Annotated in this window: 23 protein-coding genes; 16 read left to right on the forward strand and 7 right to left on the reverse strand. The window is 68.0% G+C overall.

The genetic code is table 11. The annotated features are described in order from the left end of the window. Positions 1–412: 412 nt before the first annotated feature. Positions 413–1,450 (forward strand): lysylphosphatidylglycerol synthase domain-containing protein, encoded by a 1,038-nt coding sequence (locus ABZV44_RS39040; RefSeq protein ID WP_354848202.1) that lies wholly within the window; start codon positions 413–415, stop codon positions 1,448–1,450. 34 nt (positions 1,451–1,484) lie between these two features. On the opposite strand, the gene ABZV44_RS39045 is transcribed toward ABZV44_RS39040, so the two are convergent. Beyond that, on the reverse strand, positions 1,485–1,739 hold the full coding sequence (locus ABZV44_RS39045) for a hypothetical protein (RefSeq protein ID WP_354848205.1): 255 nt from the start codon (positions 1,737–1,739) through the stop codon (positions 1,485–1,487). A gap of 92 nt (positions 1,740–1,831) precedes the next feature. On the opposite strand from ABZV44_RS39045, the gene ABZV44_RS39050 reads away from it, so the two are divergent. Continuing rightward, positions 1,832–2,185 carry a YggT family protein gene (locus tag ABZV44_RS39050; RefSeq protein ID WP_354848207.1) on the forward strand — a complete coding sequence of 118 codons (354 nt, stop codon included), beginning with the start codon at positions 1,832–1,834 and terminating at the stop codon, positions 2,183–2,185. On the opposite strand, the gene ABZV44_RS39055 is transcribed toward ABZV44_RS39050, so the two are convergent. After that, positions 2,175–3,422 carry an MFS transporter gene (locus ABZV44_RS39055; RefSeq protein ID WP_354848209.1) on the reverse strand — a complete coding sequence of 416 codons (1,248 nt, stop codon included), beginning with the start codon at positions 3,420–3,422 and terminating at the stop codon, positions 2,175–2,177. The genes ABZV44_RS39050 and ABZV44_RS39055 overlap by 11 nt on opposite strands. A gap of 125 nt (positions 3,423–3,547) precedes the next feature. Here ABZV44_RS39055 and ABZV44_RS39060 point away from each other — a divergent pair, with 125 nt between their 5' ends. Genes ABZV44_RS39060 through ABZV44_RS39070 form a run of 3 tightly spaced genes read left to right on the forward strand, consistent with a single transcriptional unit; the run spans position 3,548 to position 5,458 of the window. Continuing rightward, entirely contained in the window at positions 3,548–4,480 is a 933-nt protein-coding gene (locus ABZV44_RS39060) for a LysR family transcriptional regulator (RefSeq protein ID WP_354848212.1), read from the forward strand. Between the two features lie 29 nt (positions 4,481–4,509). After that, entirely contained in the window at positions 4,510–5,022 is a 513-nt protein-coding gene (locus tag ABZV44_RS39065; protein WP_354848215.1) for a DUF664 domain-containing protein, read from the forward strand. A 31-nt stretch (positions 5,023–5,053) separates the two neighbouring features. Then, a complete protein-coding gene (locus tag ABZV44_RS39070) occupies positions 5,054–5,458 on the forward strand; it encodes a VOC family protein (protein ID WP_354848217.1) in 405 nt (134 codons plus the stop codon). 13 nt (positions 5,459–5,471) lie between these two features. On the opposite strand, the gene ABZV44_RS39075 is transcribed toward ABZV44_RS39070, so the two are convergent. Further along, complete coding sequence (locus tag ABZV44_RS39075; protein WP_354848220.1) at positions 5,472–6,449, reverse strand: oxidoreductase; 978 nt, start codon at positions 6,447–6,449, stop codon at positions 5,472–5,474. Between the two features lie 297 nt (positions 6,450–6,746). On the opposite strand from ABZV44_RS39075, the gene ABZV44_RS39080 reads away from it, so the two are divergent. Then, the gene (locus tag ABZV44_RS39080; RefSeq protein ID WP_354848222.1) at positions 6,747–6,914 is read left to right on the forward strand and encodes a hypothetical protein; all 168 of its coding nucleotides are present in this window, start codon (positions 6,747–6,749) and stop codon (positions 6,912–6,914) included. A gap of 288 nt (positions 6,915–7,202) precedes the next feature. On the opposite strand, the gene ABZV44_RS39085 is transcribed toward ABZV44_RS39080, so the two are convergent. Beyond that, on the reverse strand, positions 7,203–7,979 hold the full coding sequence (locus ABZV44_RS39085; protein ID WP_354848225.1) for a GntR family transcriptional regulator: 777 nt from the start codon (positions 7,977–7,979) through the stop codon (positions 7,203–7,205). Between the two features lie 155 nt (positions 7,980–8,134). Between ABZV44_RS39085 and ABZV44_RS39090 the strand changes: the two genes are divergently transcribed. Further along, positions 8,135–9,583, forward strand: coding sequence for an AarF/ABC1/UbiB kinase family protein (locus ABZV44_RS39090; RefSeq protein WP_354848228.1), 1,449 nt, complete (start codon positions 8,135–8,137; stop codon positions 9,581–9,583). 84 nt (positions 9,584–9,667) lie between these two features. Here the strand turns inward: ABZV44_RS39090 and ABZV44_RS39095 are convergent, their stop codons facing one another. Further along, positions 9,668–11,101, reverse strand: coding sequence for a DUF1254 domain-containing protein (locus tag ABZV44_RS39095; protein ID WP_354848231.1), 1,434 nt, complete (start codon positions 11,099–11,101; stop codon positions 9,668–9,670). Positions 11,102–11,448: 347 nt separating this feature from the next. Here ABZV44_RS39095 and ABZV44_RS39100 point away from each other — a divergent pair, with 347 nt between their 5' ends. The 7 genes from ABZV44_RS39100 to ABZV44_RS39130 all read left to right on the forward strand — a co-directional run bounded on the left by ABZV44_RS39100 (position 11,449) and on the right by ABZV44_RS39130 (position 17,652). Next, positions 11,449–12,015 carry a DJ-1/PfpI family protein gene (locus ABZV44_RS39100; RefSeq protein WP_354848234.1) on the forward strand — a complete coding sequence of 189 codons (567 nt, stop codon included), beginning with the start codon at positions 11,449–11,451 and terminating at the stop codon, positions 12,013–12,015. Positions 12,016–12,132: 117 nt separating this feature from the next. Further along, the gene (locus ABZV44_RS39105; RefSeq protein ID WP_354848237.1) at positions 12,133–13,281 is read left to right on the forward strand and encodes a TDT family transporter; all 1,149 of its coding nucleotides are present in this window, start codon (positions 12,133–12,135) and stop codon (positions 13,279–13,281) included. A gap of 160 nt (positions 13,282–13,441) precedes the next feature. After that, positions 13,442–14,014 (forward strand): sigma-70 family RNA polymerase sigma factor, encoded by a 573-nt coding sequence (locus tag ABZV44_RS39110; RefSeq protein WP_354848240.1) that lies wholly within the window; start codon positions 13,442–13,444, stop codon positions 14,012–14,014. After that, positions 14,011–14,706: a Rieske 2Fe-2S domain-containing protein gene (locus ABZV44_RS39115; protein ID WP_354848242.1), complete on the forward strand. Its 696-nt coding sequence runs from the start codon at positions 14,011–14,013 to the stop codon at positions 14,704–14,706. The genes ABZV44_RS39110 and ABZV44_RS39115 overlap by 4 nt, the downstream gene beginning before the upstream one ends. Before the next feature lie 114 nt (positions 14,707–14,820). Beyond that, the gene (locus ABZV44_RS39120) at positions 14,821–15,306 is read left to right on the forward strand and encodes a cupredoxin family copper-binding protein (protein WP_354848245.1); all 486 of its coding nucleotides are present in this window, start codon (positions 14,821–14,823) and stop codon (positions 15,304–15,306) included. 68 nt (positions 15,307–15,374) lie between these two features. After that, positions 15,375–16,277, forward strand: coding sequence for a metallophosphoesterase (locus ABZV44_RS39125; protein ID WP_354848360.1), 903 nt, complete (start codon positions 15,375–15,377; stop codon positions 16,275–16,277). A 160-nt stretch (positions 16,278–16,437) separates the two neighbouring features. After that, a complete protein-coding gene (locus ABZV44_RS39130; protein WP_354848248.1) occupies positions 16,438–17,652 on the forward strand; it encodes an Ig-like domain-containing protein in 1,215 nt (404 codons plus the stop codon). On the opposite strand, the gene ABZV44_RS39135 is transcribed toward ABZV44_RS39130, so the two are convergent. Next, entirely contained in the window at positions 17,628–18,878 is a 1,251-nt protein-coding gene (locus ABZV44_RS39135) for a lipopolysaccharide biosynthesis protein (RefSeq protein ID WP_354848362.1), read from the reverse strand. The genes ABZV44_RS39130 and ABZV44_RS39135 overlap by 25 nt on opposite strands. A gap of 292 nt (positions 18,879–19,170) precedes the next feature. Here ABZV44_RS39135 and ABZV44_RS39140 point away from each other — a divergent pair, with 292 nt between their 5' ends. Together ABZV44_RS39140 and ABZV44_RS39145 are read left to right on the forward strand one after the other, a co-directional pair. Further along, positions 19,171–19,494 (forward strand): antibiotic biosynthesis monooxygenase, encoded by a 324-nt coding sequence (locus ABZV44_RS39140; RefSeq protein ID WP_354848251.1) that lies wholly within the window; start codon positions 19,171–19,173, stop codon positions 19,492–19,494. A gap of 133 nt (positions 19,495–19,627) precedes the next feature. Next, positions 19,628–20,641, forward strand: a complete 1,014-nt coding sequence (locus ABZV44_RS39145; RefSeq protein WP_354848254.1) for an NADP-dependent oxidoreductase — start codon at positions 19,628–19,630, stop codon at positions 20,639–20,641. Between the two features lie 61 nt (positions 20,642–20,702). On the opposite strand, the gene ABZV44_RS39150 is transcribed toward ABZV44_RS39145, so the two are convergent. Continuing rightward, a complete protein-coding gene (locus ABZV44_RS39150) occupies positions 20,703–21,359 on the reverse strand; it encodes a hypothetical protein (RefSeq protein ID WP_354848256.1) in 657 nt (218 codons plus the stop codon). Positions 21,360–21,367: the final 8 nt, after the last annotated feature.

Raw genomic sequence — 21,367 nt, forward strand, 5'->3', positions numbered from 1 at the left:
CGCTCTTGGAAGACGACCGTTCTGTCGATTGGCGGAATCCGGGTGATCGATACCGATGGGCTGTAAAGATTTTCTCCGTCTGCCACACCGCACTCGTTTTCGATCTTCAAATCGTGTTCAATGAACCCGGCAATCCATTGCCTTCGGTTCGAATCACCGATGGGTCCGCGACTGCGGTCCGGACCAGGTAGTCCTCGCCCGCCAGGTGCCGGCTACACCCAACGCCAGCAGAACTTCCAGCCCGATAGGAAGCGCCGGTCCGGCAGCGCCGTGATCAGGAGGCGGGTCCCCGGCAACACGCCACGGACCACTCGGGCGACGCGAGTCCACGCGCCACCGACCGCGTTAATGTTGATCTGCGCAAATGCGATTCACCGGCGAAAAAAGATATCTGCGATACCTAGGAGGGCAGATGGCGGCCGTTCCCGCATCTGCGAGAAAGGCACTACCCCCCATCGTCTTCACCGTGCTGGTGATGGCCGCGGCGTTCTGGCAGCGGGATGCGGTCCTGACCGGAGTCCACGCCCTCGCCGGAGCCGACCCGCGCTGGCTGCTGCTGGCCGCGCTGGCCACCCTCGCCCTCTGGCCCACCTCGGTTTTCATGCTGCGTGGTTCGATACCCGCCGACACCTCCGCACGGCAGCTGTTCGCCCTCCAGCTCGCGGTACCCGCCATCGGCTTGGTGCCCGCGGCCTCACTGCTGCTGCGAATGCGGTTTCTGCGCCGCACCGGACTCAGTCATACCGGCGCGGCGGCGTCCATCGCGCTGATGGGATTCGCCGCGCTGGTGGTGCGGGTTCCGCTGGTGGTGATCGCGGCGCTGGCCGCGCCGGGCCTGATGAGCCGCAATGGCGCGCAACCCCCGTGGCACGACCTGGGTACCCGCGTTTCGGCGTGGTGGCATCACCTGATCGGCGGAAATCTCTGGCACACAGCCGCGATCATGATCATCGCCGTGCTCGCGGGAGGCATCGTCCTGGCGGTGGGCGCCCGGGCGATGAACCGCCGGGTGCAGGCGCACGGCGGCTGGCGGCAGCTGCCCGCCCGTATGCGGCACGCCCGCTCGGACGCCGAATTGGCCTGGAAATCGGTGGCTGCCACCGCGGTCCGTCCGCGCCGCGCGGCGGCCCTCTGGATCTGTGCGCTGATCCAGCCGCTGCTCATGGTGGTGGCGCTGTGGGCGGTGCTGCACGCGGTCGGCGCGAACCTCAGCCTGCCCGACACGTTCGTGGTGGAACTGGTGACCGTGGCCCTGGCCCCGCTACTGCCCTCCCCGAACGGGGTGGCCACCAAGGAGATCACCATCGCGGCCGGCCTCACCGCGGTCGCGGGCCTGACCGGCGGGGTGGCGGTCGGCGCGGCCCTGGGATTCCGGCTCCTCACCTTCTGGTGCCAGATCCCGCTGGGCCTCGCCTCCTTCGCGTATCTGAACCATCGCCGCGCCATCTGAGCGCGGCCCGGATTCGGTTACCGATCTCGCGGTATCAGTTGCCGATCTTGCAGTCGATGGTCGCGAACTTGGCGACCCCGCCCCATTTGGTCTGCGCGACGCCCTGAGCCTGATACTTCCCGTGTTTGGCCTCCACCGTCACGGCGGGCAACTGCTCCCCCGCCCAGGTCTGCGCGGTACAGGTGTAGGTCGGAACGGCGGCCTGGGCGGTCGCGGCATCGACAGCCGCCAGGACCGGTGACATGGCGGCGACGGCCAGGGGCAGGCCGACCAGATACTTCTTGCTCACGGCGACTCCTTGTGCGATCTCGGGTGAGCGGGGCGAACAGCAGCCCAGATTCTCGCACGGCTGCGGCGAGCCCGCCGCCGAACCTGCCGAGCATGGTCGACGATGAGGGCACTTTCGGCGGCGTCGCGGCGTTGATCACCCTGAGGGCGGCCACTACGAAGGAGTTCGCCATGTCATTCCTCGGTTCCCTGCTCGGGCTCGCCCTGACGCTGTTCATGCTGCTGTTGCTGGCCCGCCTCATCATCGATTGGATCGGCGTGCTCGGCGATACCCCGCCGGCCCTGCGGAAGGCCCGGGATGTCGTCCATCGCCTCACCGAGCCGGTGATCGCGCCGGTGCGCAGGGTCCTGAAACCGGTCCGGTTCGGCGGCGTCTCGATCGATCTCGCCTTCACCGTGGTGTTCATCGCGGTCCTCGTGCTGCGCGCGATCGCCTTCAACTTGTAGCGGCGGCCACGGGTTCCGCGGCGGGGAGGTCGGGAAAACTGTTGGGGCGCAACAGCGGAATCGTGGCCAGCATGAGCAGTCCGGCGAGCGCGATGGCGGTGCGTGAGCCGGTGACGGCGGCGAGGACGCCCCAGAGTGCCGTCATGGCCGCGGTATTCATATTGCTGGTGATCGACCAGGCGGAGAGCATGCGGGTGGTGCGGTCGGGTGCCGCGCGTTCGAGGCGGAAGGTCGCGTAGACCGGGTTGAAGACTCCGCAGCAGGTGATGAGGCCGAATTCCACCACGATCACCACGAGCAGGCCGGCGAGGCCGGGGCCGATGCAGGCGAGGACGGGCACCCAACAGGCCCGCAGCATCCCGGCGGCGACCAGCACCCGGCGCTGACCGAACCGGCCGACCAGCGGTGTCGCCAGCCGCGAGCCGATCAGGCCGCCGAGGCAGGGAATGCCGAACGCGAGCCCGTACTGCCAGGGCGCATAGCCGAGATCGCGCAGCATGATGACGGCCAGCAGCGGTTGGGTCGCCAGGATCAGGCCGTTGACCAGGATCGTGTTGACGAACAGCGGCCGCAGCGCGCGGTGGGTCAGGATGTAGCGCCAGCCCTCGACCAGGTCCCCCATCCGGAAGCCGGCGCTCCCGCTCGGCGCGGGCTGCGGCTCGCCGCCGCCGATGGCCCGAATTCCCAAGGCGGACAACAGGAAGCTGACGGCGTTGGCCGCCACGGTGACCACCGGTCCGAAGATCCCGATCGCCGCGCCGCCGAGCGGCGGGCCCAGCACGCTCGCCGTCCACATGGTCGATTCGAATCGCCCGTTCGCCAGGAGCAGGTCCTCCTTGGGCAGCAGGGTTTTCAGGTATGCCCCCGACGCTGCCCGGAATGCGATGTCCGAGGCCGCGACGATCACCGAAACCACCACCAGCTGTGCGAAACTCAGCACGCCCGCCGCGAATGCCAGCGGCACGCTGAGCACCACCGCGAAGCGCGCCAGATCGGTGGCGATCATGACCGGCCGCTTGCGCCGGAATTCCATCCACGGTCCCAGTGGTATCGCCACCACCGCACCCACCGCCAGTCCGGCGGCCGCCAGCAGCGACACCTGCCCGGGCCCGGCGTGCAGGACCAGCACCGCGATCAAGGGGAAGGCGTCGAAGGCCAGCCACGATCCCGCCGTGCTCACCGCGAAAGCCGTCCACAACCAGCCGAATCCGCGTCCCAGTGACCGCCTGCCCGTCATACCGCCCGCCTCGTGCTGTCCCGCCGTCGTTGTCCGGCAAGATCGAAGCAGACCCGCGACCTCGGGATCAAACAACCGAACCGCCCGCGAGCCACAACCGGACGTTGTGCGCATACTCTCGTCGCATGGATCTCGAGGCCGTGCGCACCTTCGTCGCGGTGGCGGACACGGAACATTTCCAGGACGCCGCCACGGATCTGTCGATCAGCCAGCAGGCGGTCTCGAAACGCATTGCGGCCCTGGAGAAGACGTTGGGCGCCCGGTTGTTCACCCGCACGGCGCGCGGCGCCCGCCTGACCCTCGACGGGCAGGCCTTCCTCCCCCATGCCCGCACCCTGCTCCACACCGCCGAACGCGCCCTGGCCTCGGTGAGCCCGGGCCGGCGGGCGCTGCGCGTGGATGTGGTGGGTCGCCAGCTCGCCCCGGCCGGGCTGCTACGCGACTTCCACCGCGCCCATCCCGATTTCGAACTGGACGTGGTGCGGCTCCCGCACGCGGGCGCGGCCATGGAGGCGCTGCTGGAGGGCTCGGTCGACGCCGCGTTCCGCTGTGTGCCCGCGCCGGGGCACGCACTGCCCGAGGGCCTGCAGGCGACGCCGATCTTCGACGAGCCACTCGAACTGCTCGTCGGCCCCGCCCACCGGCTGGCCAGGGCGCGGACAGTGTCGCCGGAAGATCTGGCCGGCCATCGCATCTGGATGCCGAGCCTGGTGAGCGGAACCGAATGGTCGGCCTATTACGCGTCACTCGCCGCGGCCTTCGATCTCACCATCGATTCGGTCGGCCCGAACTTCGGCCTGGAGCCGCTGCTGGACGCGGTCGCCGACTCCCCGGAGGTCGCGACGCTGGTCGGCGAGGACACCCGTTTCCTCTGGCCCGACACCCACGGTCTGCGGCGGGTGCCGTTGCGTGATCCCACGCCCGTCTACCCGCACTCCCTGCTCCAGCGCGCCGCGGATCCCCATCCCACGCTGGCCGCGCTGCACGGCCATCTGGCCGGCGCGGATGTGGACCGTCCCGGCACCTGGGTTCCGGATTGGGCGCGCGCCTCGGAATAACCTCCGGCCCGTGGTGATTGGATGAGGGCATGACGAGCGCTGACTTGCTGGTGGACGCATTCGGGCGGATCAAGGAGAACGTGCACGGCGCGGTGGAGGGGCTCACCCCGGCGGAACTGGCCACGCGGCCGGACGGGGATGCCAATTCCATCGCCTGGCTGATCTGGCATCTGACCCGCGTGCAGGACGATCACATCGCGGATGTCGCGGGCCTCGAACAGGTGTGGACGGCGCAGGGCTGGGCGAAGCGATTCGACCTGCCCTTCGACGATTCCGCCACCGGATACGCGCACAGTTCCGCCGAAGTGGCGCGGCTGGACGGCGTTTCCGCCGACCTGCTGCTCGGCTACTTCGACGCGGTGCACGATCAGACCATCGGGTACGTGTCGGCGCTCACCGACGCCGATCTCCCCCGTATCGTGGACACCCGCTGGGATCCGGCGGTCACCCTGGGAGTTCGCCTGATCAGCGTGGTCGACGACGATATTCAGCATTCCGGCCAGGCGGCCTACATTCGCGGAATGCTGTTGCGCCGCCGTTGATCTTGCCGCGGGACGTACGGAGAATGCGAACATGGCATTCACCGTGGACCGTTTCGATCATGTGGTCATCAACTGTGTCGACCCGGTGGCGACAGCCGACTGGTACGCCCGTGTGCTGGGCATGAGCGTGGAGCGGTTCGGCCCCGCCGCGCGGCTCGCGCTCACCTTCGGGAATCAGAAGATCAATCTCCGCCCGGTCGGTGCGCTGGACACCGACCCGAACTGGACCACCGGGGCCACCGAAGCCGCTGGGGCACAGGACCTCTGCTTCGTGACCAGGGCCGCGCCCGAGGCGGTCGCGGAGCACCTGACCGCGTGCGGGGTCGAGATCGTCAACGGCCCGGTGGTCAAGATCGGCGCGCTGGGCGAGATGGTCTCGCACTACTGCCGCGATCTCGACGGGAATCTCATCGAGATCGCGGTCTACCCGTCCTAGCTCCGGCCGCCGGTCAGGCCCATCGGTAGTCGACGCCGGTCAGCTCCGCACTGAGCTCCCAGAGCTTACGGGCTTGGAATCGGCTGTAGGCGAGGGGATTTCGCAGGGTGCGGCGAGGATATCCGAAGGCCCCGAAGGCCGGGCCGCAGTAGGAGTTGCCCACCAGACCGGGCATGGTCGCCGCATACAGTTGCGGCAGCGCGCCCTTGGCGTCGGATTGCGCCAGCGAGAACAGCATTCGCTGCTGGACGGCCGCGAAGGCCGCCGCCACGCCCTTCTCCGGGCCGGAATCGTAGAGATTGGTCGCCGACAGTCCCGGGTGCGCGGCCACTGCGGTCAGCGTCGATCCGGCGGCGCGGGCCCGCCGCTGCAGTTCGGCGGTGAACAGGAGGTTGGCGAGTTTGGATTGGCTGTAGGCCAGCCAACGGCTGTACACCACACGCCAATTCGGATCCAGCCAGTTGATCAGGCCACCCCAGGCGGCGATGGACGACACGGTCACCACGCGTGCTTCGGGTGCGCGCAACAACTGGGGCAGCAGTAGTCCGGTCAATGCGTAGTGACCCAGGTGATTGGTGCCGAACTGCGCGTCGAAACCGTCGGCGGTGCGCTGATGCCGCGGCAGGGCCATCACGCCCGCGTTGTTGACCAGGATGTCGATCGGTGTGCCGCGCACGTCGAGGTGGTCGGCGGCGCGGCGGATGGAGGTCAGGTCGGCCAGATCCAGTGGCAGCACTTCGGGTTTGGGGCCGGTGGCCGCGGCACCCACCCGGTCCAGCGCGGCCGCCGCCTTGAGCTCGTTACGGCAGGCGAGCAGGACGTGCGCGCCCTTGGCCGCCAGGGCTTCCGCGGTGCGCAGACCGAGTCCGCTGTTGGCGCCGGTGACCACGGCGGTCCGGCCGGTCTGGTCGGAGATGTCGTCGATGGTCCAGCGGCGGGCGAGCAGGGGCGGTCTGGTTACTGTCGGCCGGTCGGGCAGCGCCTCGGTCATACGGTCGTTCTCCTCCTCCTCGAATTTCCGTCTCAGACAATGTACCCGGCGATGCGGGACCACGCAGTTCGGCGCGCGGGGTCGACTAGCCAGGATCAGATCCCGTCTCCATTCTGTCTGGGACAATCCAGGGGAAGGAGAGTCCATCCTGCTCGGCTTCGCACTGAGCAATTCGTTCGGTTTCGGCGGCCACACTGCCGCGGTGCTGTTCGGCCGCTATTGAGCACGAAACCTACCGACTGCGCTCGATTCTGCGGGCCGGATGGTCGTCGAGACGGGTCGGCGCGCCGTCAGCTCGTGGTCGAGGGCATGAGCCTGCTCGGCATGCACCCTGACCGGACCGGCCGCCGGATCGTCGCCGCGGTCGCGCGCAATCGTGCCCTGCTGCCGCTCCGCGCCGAATCCTGGCTGGTCTACCGGCTCACCAGCGCCTGCCCCGCATCTGCTGGGTCCCCATGGGGGTGACGACCGGACCCGAGGTCGAGCGGGTGGCGCGTTTCCTGATCGGCCACCCGGTTTCCTCGGCGTGGCCCGGGAAGCGGCCGAGATAATGCCCCAACGTCGAGGACTCCAAACATATTGGGAGCCCCCGGAATACGATGGCCTCCACCACCCATATCGACAGGAGACAGATCCATGACCGTCCATCCACCCGCCGAGCCACCCACCAAAGGCAACCGGGTGATCCTGGCGGTGCTAGCGCTGGCCATCATCGGCGCGCTCGTGGCGGCGGCCATGGCGACCGCCGTCTGATCAGGCGGACGCGCTCTGCCGGTGCACCGCGGAATCCAGGCCCATACCCAGCAGTTCGTCGAATCTGACAAGTACCTTCTCGTGGTACATGGCGAACAGATCCTCGAACAGCGCCAGCTGCGCCTGGGACGGACCGGCCGTGGATTCCCACACCGCCAGCAGCGCCCGCCACACCAGTACGTGCAGATCGGCGGAGGCCGCGAAGTACGCCTGCACCGCCTCCGGCACCTCGAACAGCATCTCCCCCACCGAATTGAGCACCGCGCGCTGCATGGTGTGGCCCAGATCGGTGAGCACCAGGCGCACCAGGCCGACCTCGAGCTCGAGCATCCGGGCGTGATCGGGTTCGGCGCTGCGAGCCTGGGTTTCGAGTTGATCGACCGCGGCGGTCAGCACCGCGGGCTCGATGCCGCGCTCGGTGGCGGTGTAGTCGAGCAGTGCCTCCAGCACGATGGCGCGCTCGGCCGCCACGATATTGCCGAACATCTCCGCGGCCACCTCGGGCGCGTGCATGGACAGCCGGAACAGCCGCCGATACACATCCACCCCGCCCGCGCGGCGCACATCCCGGACGGTGAAACCGCGGCCACGATGCGCGTCCACGAAGCCGTAGGACTCCAGCCGGCCCAGCACCAATTGCGCTGTGGCCCGGTTCATATCGAATTCCTCGGCGACCTGGCGGACCGACGGCATCAGATCACCGGGCGCGTACTCACCGGTCGCGACGCGGCGAGCGAGCTCCTCCGCGACATCGGACACGACCGTCTGGGCACCCATCCTGTCACCTTTCGACAACTTTCGGATACGTCCCAGACAGTTTAGACTTTCGTGTGCCAAACTGCACGTGCATGCGCCGTGACGGGCTACTCATCGGACCTGGTGAGGGCCATACCGGACGCCGGCGCGGTGCCGCGCACACGACGAGGTGAGCAATGTCGATTCGGCGTATCGGGGAACGGTCGGGGGACGACGGGGGCAGGCCGCCGGTTCGCGGCGCGGTCCGCAATGCGCGAATCGCCGGTCTTCCGGTCGCATTCGCGGGCCGCCAGGCCGCCGGGGTCGGCAAGCGGGCCCTCGGCCGATCCGCCGCCGAGGTGGACTTCGAGATCCGGATGCGCACCGCCCAGCACATTTTCGAGGTACTCGGCGAATTGAAGGGCTGCGCCACCAAACTCGGGCAGCTGCTCTCGCTCTACGAACTCGCGCTGCCCTCGGAGATCGCGTCGCCGTACCGCACCGCGCTCGCCCAGCTGCAGGATGCGGTGCCCATCATGCTGCCCGGCACCGTGCGCGAGGCCATGGCCGCGGGCATGGGCGAGAACTGGCGCTGGCACTTCACCGAATTCGACGATCGGCGGGCCGCGGCGGCCTCCATCGGACAGGTGCATCGCGCGGTGTGGCGCGACGGGCGGCCGGTGGCGGTCAAGGTCATGTATCCGGGCGCGCACCAGGCGGTGCTCGCCGATCTGGAACAGCTGCGCCGGCTCTCGGTGCTGGCCACGGTGTTCGCGCCCGGCGCGGACGTACCCGCGGTGACCGAGGCCATCTGCACCTGTGTGGCCGACGAACTCGACTATGCGGCCGAGGCCGACCATCAGCGGCGCTTCGCCGAGGCGTACGCCGACGATCCGGATTTCATGGTGCCCGGCGTGATCACGCAGCGCGGCGATGTGATCGTGACCGAATGGCTCACCGGCACACCGGTTTCGCGGATCATCGAATCCGGTGCGCCCGAGGAGCGCAGCCGGGTCGGGATGCTCATCATCCGTTTCCTGCTGTCGACCTGGTCGCGCACCGGCCTGCTGTACTGCGACCCGCACCCGGGCAATTTCCGGGTGCTGCCCGACGGGCGGCTGGGCGTGGTGGATTTCGGGGCCTGCACGCCCTGGCCGCCCCCGGGCTTCGAGGCGCTGGTGGGCGAGGTGATGGAGGCCGCGTTCAACGGCGGCATACCGGAATTGGACGCGGCGGTGCGTCGGCACGGCTTCGTGCGACCCGGACGCAACTACGACGTGGCCGCCTTGGCCGAGGGTCTCGACGCGGTCGGCGAACCGCTCACCGTGCCCACCTTCCGGCTCACCACCGCCTGGCTGCGTGGGCACGTCCGCTCGGTGCTGGCGCCGCGGTTGTCCAATGTCCACCGGCAACTGGACATGCCCGCCTACTTCACCCCTTTCGCGCGCTGCTTCCTGACCGCGTTGGGCGTGGTGTGCCAATTGGAGACCGAGGGGCCCATCCGAGCCGAATTCGCGCGCTGGTCACCGGAATTGGCCGCGGTCTTCGACCGCTACGACACCCGCCACGCCCAGCCCACCGACCTGGCCGTCGTCCGGCACCTGCGCCCGGCCCCGCCGGATCGCCGTGCCTCGATAGTCGGCTGAACTTCCCACCCTCGCAACGTGTCTCGCGCATCGGCCGACATGAACGCGACTCCTGGCTCGCGCCCATGCCGGCATGCAGGCGGTTCAGCTGTTCGGGGTGAGCGCGGGCGGCTGCCAGCTTCCATTGGCGGCGTCGTCGCGCGGTGCGTAGAGGCGCATGGCGAGATCGAACGTCCCCGAGGATGGGATCGGCAGCCAGTTCCCCTGGGGGACTTCGGGTCCGGGCTTGGCGGCCTGCAGGACGAGATCCACCGAACCATCGGGGTTGGGGGTGACGGCGGGCTGGTGGCCGACGGAGTAGATGTTGTCCGGGTTGGAAACCAGGAAGTGGTCGGCGGTGTAGGCGGTCAGCGACCAGAAGGCGTCCGCGGGCGGCAGCTGGCCGGCCGGAAAGTGGCATCGGTAGGTGCGCGGGGCGCCGCCGGAGTCGGCGGGAACATTGCCCATCATCGGATAGATCGCGTCGGCGGGCAGATTCGCGCCGAGGGCGGTCAACGCCGTGTTGGCGCGCAACGGGTAATCGGTGCCGTAGGTGCCGAGGTTGGTGGCATAGCTCCAGCCGTTGACATCCTTGGCACTCGGGTTCTTGTAGTCGTGGATCCGCTGCTGGGCGTCGCGGACCGCGGAGTTCAGGGTGTCGGCGTCGATGCCGGTGACCGAGCCACCGGGCTTGATGCCCAGGCCGGCGAATCGGGCGAGCGCGTCGGCGTCGGCGGGTGCGGGAGCATCGGCCGCCATCAGTTCATTGAGCTTGGCGAAAAAGGCTGCACCGTCCATGTTCTGGACCTGCTTGGCCGGGCTGTCGGACATGCTGCCCGGTGCACCGTTGGGCGTGGGCGTGTCCGGGTTGGCGGTCCAGGCGCTCAGCGGCATGAGCTTGATCTGGTTCTGCAGAGCGACGACCGCGTCGTGGTCCTCCGGGCTGTTGAGAGCGAAACGGATGATGATCCACGTCGTACCGGTGGGCATGTCCAGGCGAGTGAGCCCATCGGGAAGCTGCCCGTTCCAACCGGGGCCGGTGACGGCGTACGTGAACGGACCGGACTGACCGCCGCCGGACACCTGCGGGCGCACGCTCGAGGGGTTGTGGACGGTATTGGTCCAGGCGTCCATCATCTGAGCCAGCCAGTAGCGGTCGGGCATGACCGGAATCTGCAACACCATCGGCTCGGCGCGCAGGTCCAGCCACGCTTGGCTGTAGAGGGTGTCGACATTCGGGGTGACGACGGTCTTGTCGTCGGGGCTGGGTGTCTTGTCGAACCGCAGCAGGGTGTTGGTCGGCGCGGCGGTGGCGCGGGTGGCGTCCATGAGGACCAGCGGGTAGCCGAAGATGTAGGCGTCGGTCGCGATCGACTTCGGATCGCTACCGCCCGCGGCGGTGGTGGTGGTGGTGGTGGACGACGTGGACGAATCCTTCGAGCTGCTGCACGCCGCCAGCGCGGCCGTAGCCGCCAATCCGGCTGCGGCACCGAACAATCCGCGTCGCGAGATCGGGAATCCGGGAACACCGTCGGGCATGGCTGCCGCTCCTGTCGGTATGGGAACCTGAAAAGGCCGTTCCCGCACGGTAGCCAATCATTAGCTAAATACCCAGAGATCTGGAAGGCCATGTCGAAATAGATGTTTCGGATTCCATACACGATCTGCGCTTCCATACCCGCAATCGCCACATCATGGTTGCCTATCGATCAGATACGACCTTCATAGCGAATCATTGGCGAACCTTCGTCCTGGAAGCTCCCCGCCATCCAGCGCGCGTGACCGCCGCGTCCGAATCGCGATACGGCACCGGATCATGCGATCAGGTGTTCCGAAAAGGGGTTGGGTGATGAGCGGTCTCGATACCATTCTCTGGGAGGTGCGCCATGACGAAGGTGCTCTTGATCACCGGGGATGCCGCCGAGGACCTCGAGGTGATGTATCCCTATCAGCGATTGCTGGAAGAGGGGTACGAGGTCGATATCGCGGCTCCGGCTCGGAAAAAGTTGCAGTTCGTGGTCCACGACTTCACCGAGGGGTTCGACACCTATACCGAGAAGCTGGGACGGACCTGGCCTGCTGATCTGGCGTTCGCGGAGGTTGATCCGAGCCGGTATGCGGCGCTGGTGATTCCGGGCGGGCGGGCGCCGGAGTATCTGCGCGGGGACCAGGACTGCCGGCGGATCGTCCAGCACTTCGCGGAAACGGACAAGCCGATCGCGGCACTGTGCCACGGACCGCTGATCCTGGCCGCCGCGGGCGTGCTGCGGGACCGGTCCGCGAGCAGTTACCCGGCACTCGAACCCGATGTGGTCGCGGCCGGAGGGCAATGGGTCGACAGCCCGGACCATGTCGACGGCAATCTGATCACCGGGCGCGCCTGGCCCGACCATCCGCAATGGATGCGCGCCTTCCTCGACGTGCTGCGCAAATCCGCTCCGCCCACCGCCTGACAATCCAGCACATCGTGGCGGCATAGAACAGGACCGGGGTCGGGCATAGAACCGATCTATGCATCCATCGAATTATGAGCGCTACCGGGGGAAGTGCCGGTCCGCGAGGGTTGAGGCATGACCACCGTGACCTTCCGCCGAACCGCTGCCGCAGCTTCCGCCGCACAGGTGAGCACCCCGACGGCGGCGGGCGCGGGCGAGAGGCGGCAGCCGCTGCGGTACCTGGCGCCGAACTGGTTCGCCGCGGTGATGGGCACCGGCATCATCGCCAATGCCGCCGCCACCCTGCCGATGCAGTTCCCCGGATTGAAGGGCGTCGCCACCCTGGTGTGGGCGCTGGCCGCGCTGCTGCTGACCGTGCTGGCCGGGGCCTGGGTCCTGCACTGGCGGCGGTATCCGCAGGAGGCCCGTGGACACGGGCTGCACCCGATCATGATGCAGTTCTACGGCGCGCCGCCGATGGCCCTGCTGACCGTGGGCGCGGGCACCCTGCTGCTCGGCAAGGACATCATCGGCTCGACCGCCGCGGTGACCGTCGACTGGGTGTTGTGGTCGGCCGGAACGGTTTTCGGGCTGATGACCGCCGCCGCCATTCCCTACCGGATGATCACCCGGCACACTTTCGATCCCGACTCGGCCTTCGGCGGCTGGCTGATGCCCGTGGTGCCGCCGATGGTGTCCGCCGCGCTGGGCGCACTGCTGGTGCCGCACACTCCGGCCGGGCAGCTGCGGCTGACCATGTTCGTGGCCTGTCTGGCCATGTTCGGACTGAGCCTGATCGCCTCGCTGGTCACCATCACCTTGATCTGGTCGCGGCTGCTGCATCACGGCCTGCTGCCGGCCGGGATGGTCGCCACCGTCTGGCTGGTGCTCGGTCCCCTGGGTCAGTCGGTGACCGCCGCGGGCAGCCTGGCCAATGTCGCCCCCGGCGTCGTGGATGACCGCACCGCCGCCGGGCTCGATGTCTTCGCCGTCCTCTACGGCGTTCCCACCTGGGGATTCGCCATGCTGTGGCTGGCGCTGGCCATTGCCGTCACCCGGCACGCCCGCACCTCCATGCCGTTCAACCTGACCTGGTGGGGCTTCACCTTCCCGCTCGGCTGCTGCGTCACCGGCAGCACCGCGCTCTACCAGCACACCGGCGCCGACCTGTTCGCCGTCACCGCCGTGGGCCTGTACACCCTGCTGGTCGCCGCCTGGGCCGTGGTCGCCGCCAGGACCGTGCAGGGCGTGCTGCGGGGCGATCTGCTGCGACCCGTGCGCTGACAGCGCGATCAGCGCACGTCCCGGGTGGATCCGGCCGGATCCACCCGGGACGAATTCGTTGCGATACCACCGAAAAGTCCCCGCTGTAACCCCGGGCGCTATCTACTGACAGACGTGAACACGCGTCGTTGTATTCGTTGGATGCGGGAAGCGGCGGTTCATGGTGCGACGGGTCGAATCCGAGCACCGGACGCAGCCTGTCTCGAGCTCGAGCTCGGGTCGGGAGTTGCGGCTGGTGTCCGGTGACAGCTACGCCAGCTGGGAAGCGGTGTACCGGGACAATGTCACCTGGGTGTACGCGTTGATGTTCGGCAAGGTCGGCAACCGGGCCGACGCCGAGGATCTCACCGCCGAGGTGTTCACGGCAGCGCTCAAACCGCTGCGCATCACGGCGAGCGCCCCGGAAGTGCGGGCCTACCTGCGCGCCACCGCGCGCACGGTGCTGGCCGCGCACTGGAAGGCGCGAATGGGCCGGGAGATCACCACCATCGAGGGCGACATCCCCGATGATCCGCCCGAGGAGTTCCACGACTCCGGGGCGGAGGCCCGCGCCAAGGCGGTGCTGGCCGAACTCCCGGACCGCTACCGCCGCATTCTGGAACTGCGCTTTCTCCAGGGGCTTTCGGTCCGGGAGTCGGCGCAGAGCCTCGGTGTCACGGTGGCGAATGCGAAGGTGTTGCAGCATCGGGCGTTGCAGATGGCGTCCCAGCTGAATGAGCGAGGTGTGCGGTGAGCGGGCGGGAAGTGCGGCGGTTCGTCGATGAACTACTGGCCGGCAAGAAGTCCACGGGCTTCCGGCCCGATGAGGCCGAGGCCGAGGAGATGCGCACGGCCATCGAACTGCGGGCCGCGCGCCTGGGCAGCGACGCGCCCAGCGAGGAGTTCCTGAGCAGTCTGCAGCGCCGGCTCGCGGCCGAGATGGACGAGGAGCCGACCCCCTTGCACCCGGCGAACGGTTACCGCCGCCGGAACCTGCTGATCGGCACCTCCGCGGCCGCGGCCGCGGCCACGGTCGGCGCGGTGGTGGATCGGACCCTGATCGGGCACGGGCAGCCGGGTTCCCCGCCCGCCGCCGAGCAGGCCCCGCTGTCCCCCAATACGGGCGCGTGGCTGCCGATCGCCCGCTCCGCGGATCTGCCGGAGGGCGCGACGATCGCGTTCGATGTCGGCACCGTCAATGGATTCGTGCGCCGCGACAAGGGGAATCCGGTCGCGGTTTCCGGCGTGTGCACGCATCAGGGCTGCAAGCTGTGGCTCGATGCCCCGGCCGAGCGCCTGCGCTGCCCGTGCCACTCCACCTCCTTCTCCATCCAGGGCGAGGTGGTCACCCATCAACTGCCGGTGGCGCCCGCTCCCTTGCCCACCGTCCAGGTCCGCGAGAACAACGGCACCATCGAGGTTTTCGCGCCCACCGAACCCGCTTAGCCTCCAATAGTGCTGGTGCACAGCGGTTTCCGTCCGGTGTAACCCCCGCCCCTATCTATGGATGACCGGTTCGCAGCAGCGAACGGAACCATCCCGGATGGAGGCCCGGACCCCATGACACCCACCCGCAGCCGGCGGCGCGCAGCCGTCACCGTCGCCGCGGCAGCCCTGCTGACGGCGAGCGCGTGCAGCTCGAACGGCGGCGGCAAAGCCACGGACAATGCCGCCCCCGGCTTCACCTTCGCTTCCGGCACCGCTACGCCCGGCATGGTGCCGGACGGCAGCGGGCCGGCCGGTATGCCCGGCATGTCCATGCCGAGCTCGTCCGCCGCGGCGGCGGCACCGGCCGGCCCGAATGCTGTCAACATCGACAATTTCGCCTTCGGGCCCAGCTCCCTGACCGTCAAGGTCGGCACCACGGTGACCTGGACCAACAAGGACGAGGAACCGCACACCGTGGTCGGCAACGACGGCAGCTTCCGCTCGCCGACGCTGGGCAACAACGCGACCTACACCTTCACCTTCTCGAAAGCGGGCAGCTTCGCCTATGTCTGCTCGATTCATCCCTTCATGCACGCGACCGTGGTGGTGACCCAATGAACACTCGCAACCCGGACGACCGATACGCGGACTTCGAGGACGAGGACGCGGCCCGCGATCCGCAGAAGATGACCCGCCGCCAGCTCATGCGGCACTCCGCCTGGTTCGGCGCGGCCGTGGGCCTGGCGGTGGTGGGCGGCGAGGTGGTCTCGCACGTGGCCGGCACCGCGCTGGCAGCGCCCGCCCGGCCCACGCTGCGGTTCGCTCAGGTCAGTGACAGTCACATCGGCTTCACCGGAACCGCCAACACCAGCGTGACCGATACCTTCACCGAGGCCATCTCACAGGTGAATTCGCTGGGCTACGAGCCCGACTTCGTCATCCACACCGGCGATCTCACGCATCTGGCCACGGCCGAGCAGTTCGATCAGGTCCATCAAATGATGCAGGGGATCAAGACTCCGCACGTGTTCACCGTTCCGGGAGAACACGATTCGAGTGACGACGGCGGTTCCCGATACCGGTCGACGTTCGGGAACGGCACCCGCGGGGACGGCTGGTACAGCTTCGACATCGCCGGCGTCCACGTGATCGGGTTGGTGAATACGCTCAATCTCAAGGATCTCGGACACCTCGGGCAGGACCAGCTGGACTTCGTGCAGAAGGACGTGGCCGGATTGTCCAGTGACACACCGATCATCGTGTTCAGCCACATTCCGCTGTTCGCCATGTACCCCCAATGGGGCTGGGGCACAGACGATGCCACCCAGGCGCTCAGCTACATGAAGCGGTTCTCCTCGGTGACCTGCCTCAACGGCCATGTGCACCAACTGTTCACGAAGACCGAGGGCAATGTGACGTTCTACAGCGGCACCACCACGGCGTATCCGCTGCCGAAACCCGGTGACGGGCCTGCACCCAAGCCGGTGACGCTGCCCGCGGGCAAGCTGCACGACGCCCTCGGCATCCGCGAAGTCACGTATCAGAAGGGTCAACAGCAACTCGCTATCAAAGAACAATCGCTGAAATGACCACTGCCCAACGGTGTGTCGCACGTGGGTCTCACATCGTTGTCATTTCGTCAGCACGACCTGGCGATGGAAGATCTAAAACGGAGGGTAATCTACTACGCTGGGCAGTAACAAGATGCTGTGCAGCAGTGCGGCGCACGGCGATTACAGGAGGGAAGCTATGCCACCCCGCCGTTTTCGGACGAACGCCGCAGCGAGCGTATTGATCGCATTGGTGCTGGTGCTGGCGGCCTGCTCGTCCAATCTCCCGGGCGGGAATGTGGGTCCGCGCACACCGGTCGCGCAGTCCATCACCATCACCCCCGCACAGGGCACGGACAAGGTGGATCCGTCGGCGCCGGTGAAGGTGAGCACCTCCAGCGGCGTGCTGACCGATGTGTCGCTCACCAATGAGGACGGCAAGGTCATCGAGGGCACCTTCACGCCGGACAAGACGGCATGGAAGCCGAACGATCAACTGGGCTACAGCCGCACGTACACGCTGAAGGCCTCGGGCATGGACGTGACCGGTCCCACCGGTCCGGTCACCTCCAGCTTCACCACCATCGCCCCGAAGAACCAGACCAAGGTGTATCTGAACACCACGGGCGGGCAGGCGATCGTCGACGGCAACAGCTACGGCGTGGGCATGGTCATCGTCGCGCACTTCGACGAGGACATCACCGACCGGGCCGCGGCGCAGAAGCGTCTGGTCGTCACCACCGATCCGCCGGTCGACGGCGCCTGGTACTGGATGGACAACCGCAATGCGCACTGGCGGCCCAAGGAGTACTGGAAGACCGGCACCAAGGTGAACGTGGCGGCCAACCTCTACGGCGTCGAGGTCGGCAACGGCCTGTTCGGCCAGGAGGACTCCAAGGCCAACTTCGTCATCGGCCCGTCGCACGTGTCGATCGCCGACGACAACACCCATCAGGTGCAGGTGTTCGAGAACGGTCAGTTGATCCGCACCATGCCCACCTCCATGGGCCGCGGCGGCAGCGAGACCATCGCCGGCAAGACGTTCACGTTCTGGACCATGCCGGGCACGTACACGGTCATGGACAAGGCCAACCCGGTCATCATGGACTCCTCGACCTACGGTCTGCCCGTCAATTCACGGCTCGGATACAAGGAGGCCATCGGCTGGGCCACGCGCATCAGCACCGACGGCATCTATCTGCACCAGCTGGATTCCACGGTGTGGGCGCAGGGCAATACCGACACCTCGCACGGGTGCCTCAACCTCAATGCCGAGAACGCGCAATGGTTCTTCAACTTCGCGCAGCCCGGTGACGTGGTGGAGGTGCACAATACCGGCGGTGCGCCGCTCGAGGTGTGGCAGAACGGCGACTGGACGCTGAGCTGGGATCAGTGGCTGGCCGGTAGCGCCTGAACCCGCTCGCGCGCGGCCAGCCGACCGGTCCGCGCGAGATACCAGGCGGCGACACAGAATTCGGCGGCCACCGTGCCCCACACCAGCGTCCACACCGAGTGGGTGCGCAGGGTGAGGAGCAGCGCGGTGGCCGCCACCGCTGTTCCGATCACCGCGCCGATCATGATGCCGGCGGTGTCCTGACGCACCGGCAGGACGGCGGTGGTGACGAACGAGGTGGTGGCGGTGGCGACCAGAATGCAGACCTCCACGCGCAGGATCGGCACCACGGCGCGGAAATCGTCGTCGTAGATGAGCTGCACGGCGAACGGGGCGGTCACCCAGATCCCCGCCACCGCAACGGCGGCCACGATCACGCAGGCGGCCAGGGCGCGCATCTCGTGCCGCCAGAAACCCGGATCGGTGCGCTCGCGCGCCATGCGGGGCAGCAGCGCCAGCCCGATCGGATCGAGCAGCGACTGCACCGCGCGCACGAGTTTGTCACTCGCCGAATACAACCCGAGCGAGGCGGCGTCCAGCACCGAGGAGTAGACGGTGGCGGTGCCCTGGCCGTAGCTGGTCACCAGCAGCCGTGACGCGAGCACCGGCGCACCGGTGCGCAGGATCATCACGACCTTGGTGGGGCGTCCCGGGCGGCCGAACCGGGTGTGGGCGTCCCGCCAGGTCAGCGCGACGGTGACCACGGACGAGAGCAGCAGGCACAGCAGCACCACCTCGGCGTGCGGAAGTCGCGGCAGCACCGCGACCAGCAGCACGAGGTACACCACGCGGCCGGCGATCTGATAGGTCATCGAGGCCCCGAATCTGGCCTGCCCCACCAGCAGCCAGTCCTCGGACATGGACAGGAATCCGCCCACGAACAGCCCCAGCAGGATCATGCGCAGGTGCGGGCCGGCGCCGACAGCGAGCCCGGCAGTGAGCGCCACCGCGATGATGCTCAGCCCCGCGCCCCGCACCGCGAGGTAACTCCCCCGCAGTTCGTCGAGCCCCTCCTCGTTCAGCAGCGCGGCCAGAAACGTATTGATACCGAGGTCCACCAGCAACGAGCCCAGAAAATACGCCGACATCCCGATGGCCAGCAGCCCGACCCCGCTCACCCCGAGCGTCCGCGCGGTCAATGGCACGGTCACCGCGGTCACCAGGAACTGCCCGTACTTCCCGAGACTGACGAACCCGATGTCCCGCAAGACCGGCAGCAGCCCATCCTCGGCCACCTTCGCGCGCATCCGCCCGACCAGCGCCGTCCCCACCAGTCGCCGTCCCGCCATAGCGGTCCTCTTTCTCCCCGACCGCGCACTCCGGCCAGACCCCGAAATTCTCCTGCCCCCTCCCCACCCCCGCCACCCCAAACCCCCGACCCACCGCAAAACGTAACCCCGCATTCAAATCGATCACCCAGTCACCCAGCCTGATTCACCGCGGCTGCGGCCGTCGAGTGCCGGGCACCCAACCATCAACCTGTGCAATGGGTTCCAACGTAGGCTCGACGACGCACCGCCCAACCGAAAGGGTGACCCGATGTCCGACGACACCATGTTCAGCGTCTACGGCCGAATGACCGCCCTCCCCGGCCGCCGCGACGACCTGATCACCTTGCTCCTGAACGGATTCCGCGCCGGCGGCCCCACCAGCGGCCTGCTCACCTACACCATCAACACGGCCCCCGACGACCCCGACACCGTCTGGCTCACCCAACTCTGGATCAACAAACCCGCCCACGACGCAACCACCCGCTCCGAACCGGTGGCCGCCATCACCCGCCAACTCCCGCCACTCCTGGCCCGGCAACCCGAAGGCTTCTACGGCAACACCGTCCACGCACAAGGCCACACCCCCGAGTAACAAGAATTCCCGCCGCCCCGGGAATCCGCTGTCACATCATGACGAGTTTCGATACCTGGCGCGCGGAACAGACCTGACGTGGGTCCACAATGTCCAGAATGAAGGGGTTGCCCATCGAAAGGTCGTTCCGACGATGAAGTCCACCCGTATAGTCCTGGCCTCCCGCCCGACCGGTATGCCGCAGCCGGAGAATTTCCGCACCGAGACGGTCGAACTGGACCCGCCGCAGCCGGGCGAGGCGTTGCTGCAGACGTTGTACCTGTCGCTGGACCCGTACATGCGCGGCCGCATGAGCGACGCGCCCTCCTACGCCCCGCCGGTCGAGATCGACGAGACCATGTGCGGCGCGACCGTCTCCCGCGTCCTCGAATCCACCGATCCCGCACTGCGGCCCGGCGATATCGTGCTGGGCTGGGGCGGCTGGCAGACGCACTCGGTCGAGCATGTGCGGGCTCTGCAGAAACTGGACCCGAGCGCCGCGCCGCTCACGACCGCCCTCGGTGTGCTGGGCATGCCGGGTCTGACCGCGTACTCCGGTCTGCTCACCATCGGGCAGCCGAAGCCGGGCGAGACCGTGGTGGTCGCCGCCGCCACCGGACCGGTCGGTTCGACCGTCGGCCAGATCGCCAGGATCAAGGGCGCGCGAGCCGTCGGCATCGCAGGCGGCCCGGAGAAGGTCACCCTGCTGCGCGAGCGCTTCGGCTTCGACGCCGCCGTCGACCACCGCGCCCCCGACTTCGCCGAGCAGCTGGCCGCCGCCACCCCGGACGGCATCGACGTCTACTTCGAGAATGTCGGCGGCGCGGTCTTCGACGCCGTCCTGCCCCGGCTCAATCAATTCGCCCGAATTCCGGTGTGCGGCTTGATCGCCAACTACAACGACACCGACCTGCCGCCGGGCCCCGACCGGCTGCCGCTGCTCATGTCGAGCATCCTGCGCCGGAGCCTGACCGTGCGCGGCTTCATCGTGTCCGAGTTCGCGAGCCAGGCCGGTGAGTTCTATCCGGCGGCGGCGCAGTGGATCGCGGAGGGCAAGCTCGTCTACCTCGAAGATGTGGTCGACGGCCTCGACCATGCCGTCGCCGCGTTCCAGGGCCTGCTCACCGGCAAGAATCTCGGCAAGCTGGTCATCAAGGTCTCCGACTGACGGCCGACCCCGGACCTCCGGGACTCCCGTACGGCGGGCGGAAGTCCCGGAAGCCGTTCTCCTACTTCATGACCGCGATGTACGGCCGCAATCCCAGGGCGATGTCCACACAGACACCCAGCAGCACGTCCCGCTCCACCGGGTCGAGCGGGTGCTCGAGCCAGAGCCGGGTGCCCAGGATCGGGACGGGAAGCGGCTGCCCGGCCCGATCCCACCAGAAGGACTCGTTGTAGAGATCGTTCGCGATACGGCGCAGGCTCCAGCCGCCGACCGTGCGCACCACGTCGAGGCGGCCGGTCTCCTGTCCCATGCGGTCGAGCACCACGATCCGGAAGAGTTCCGGGGTCCGGGCCTCCTCCGGATCGGGTACGAAGTGGAAAAGCGTTCCCGCCGTGGATCCCACGGCGGTCGAGGTGTCGGCGCGCTGAATGGTGGCCAGCGAGGTCCCGTCGCCCCGGCTGAGCACGGTGGGCGCGGAGACCTTGGACTCCACCCACACCACCGACCCGTCGGCGTAGGTGATGCGGTGCTTGCCGGTGCCGCCGTTCTTGAAGCCGAACAGGATGGCGGCCTTGGCCGCGAGACCATTGCCCGCGCCCTGCACCCCGGTGGCCAGCGGGTCACCGGGGCCGGTACTGAAGGTGATCTTCAGTGCGTTGCTCACCTTGTGCACGACCCGGCCCTCGATCATCGTCGAGGGGTCCTGCGGCGCTGACATCGTTCGAT

This window comes from Nocardia sp. NPDC004860 (assembly GCF_040609015.1).
Lineage (GTDB): Bacteria > Actinomycetota > Actinomycetes > Mycobacteriales > Mycobacteriaceae > Nocardia.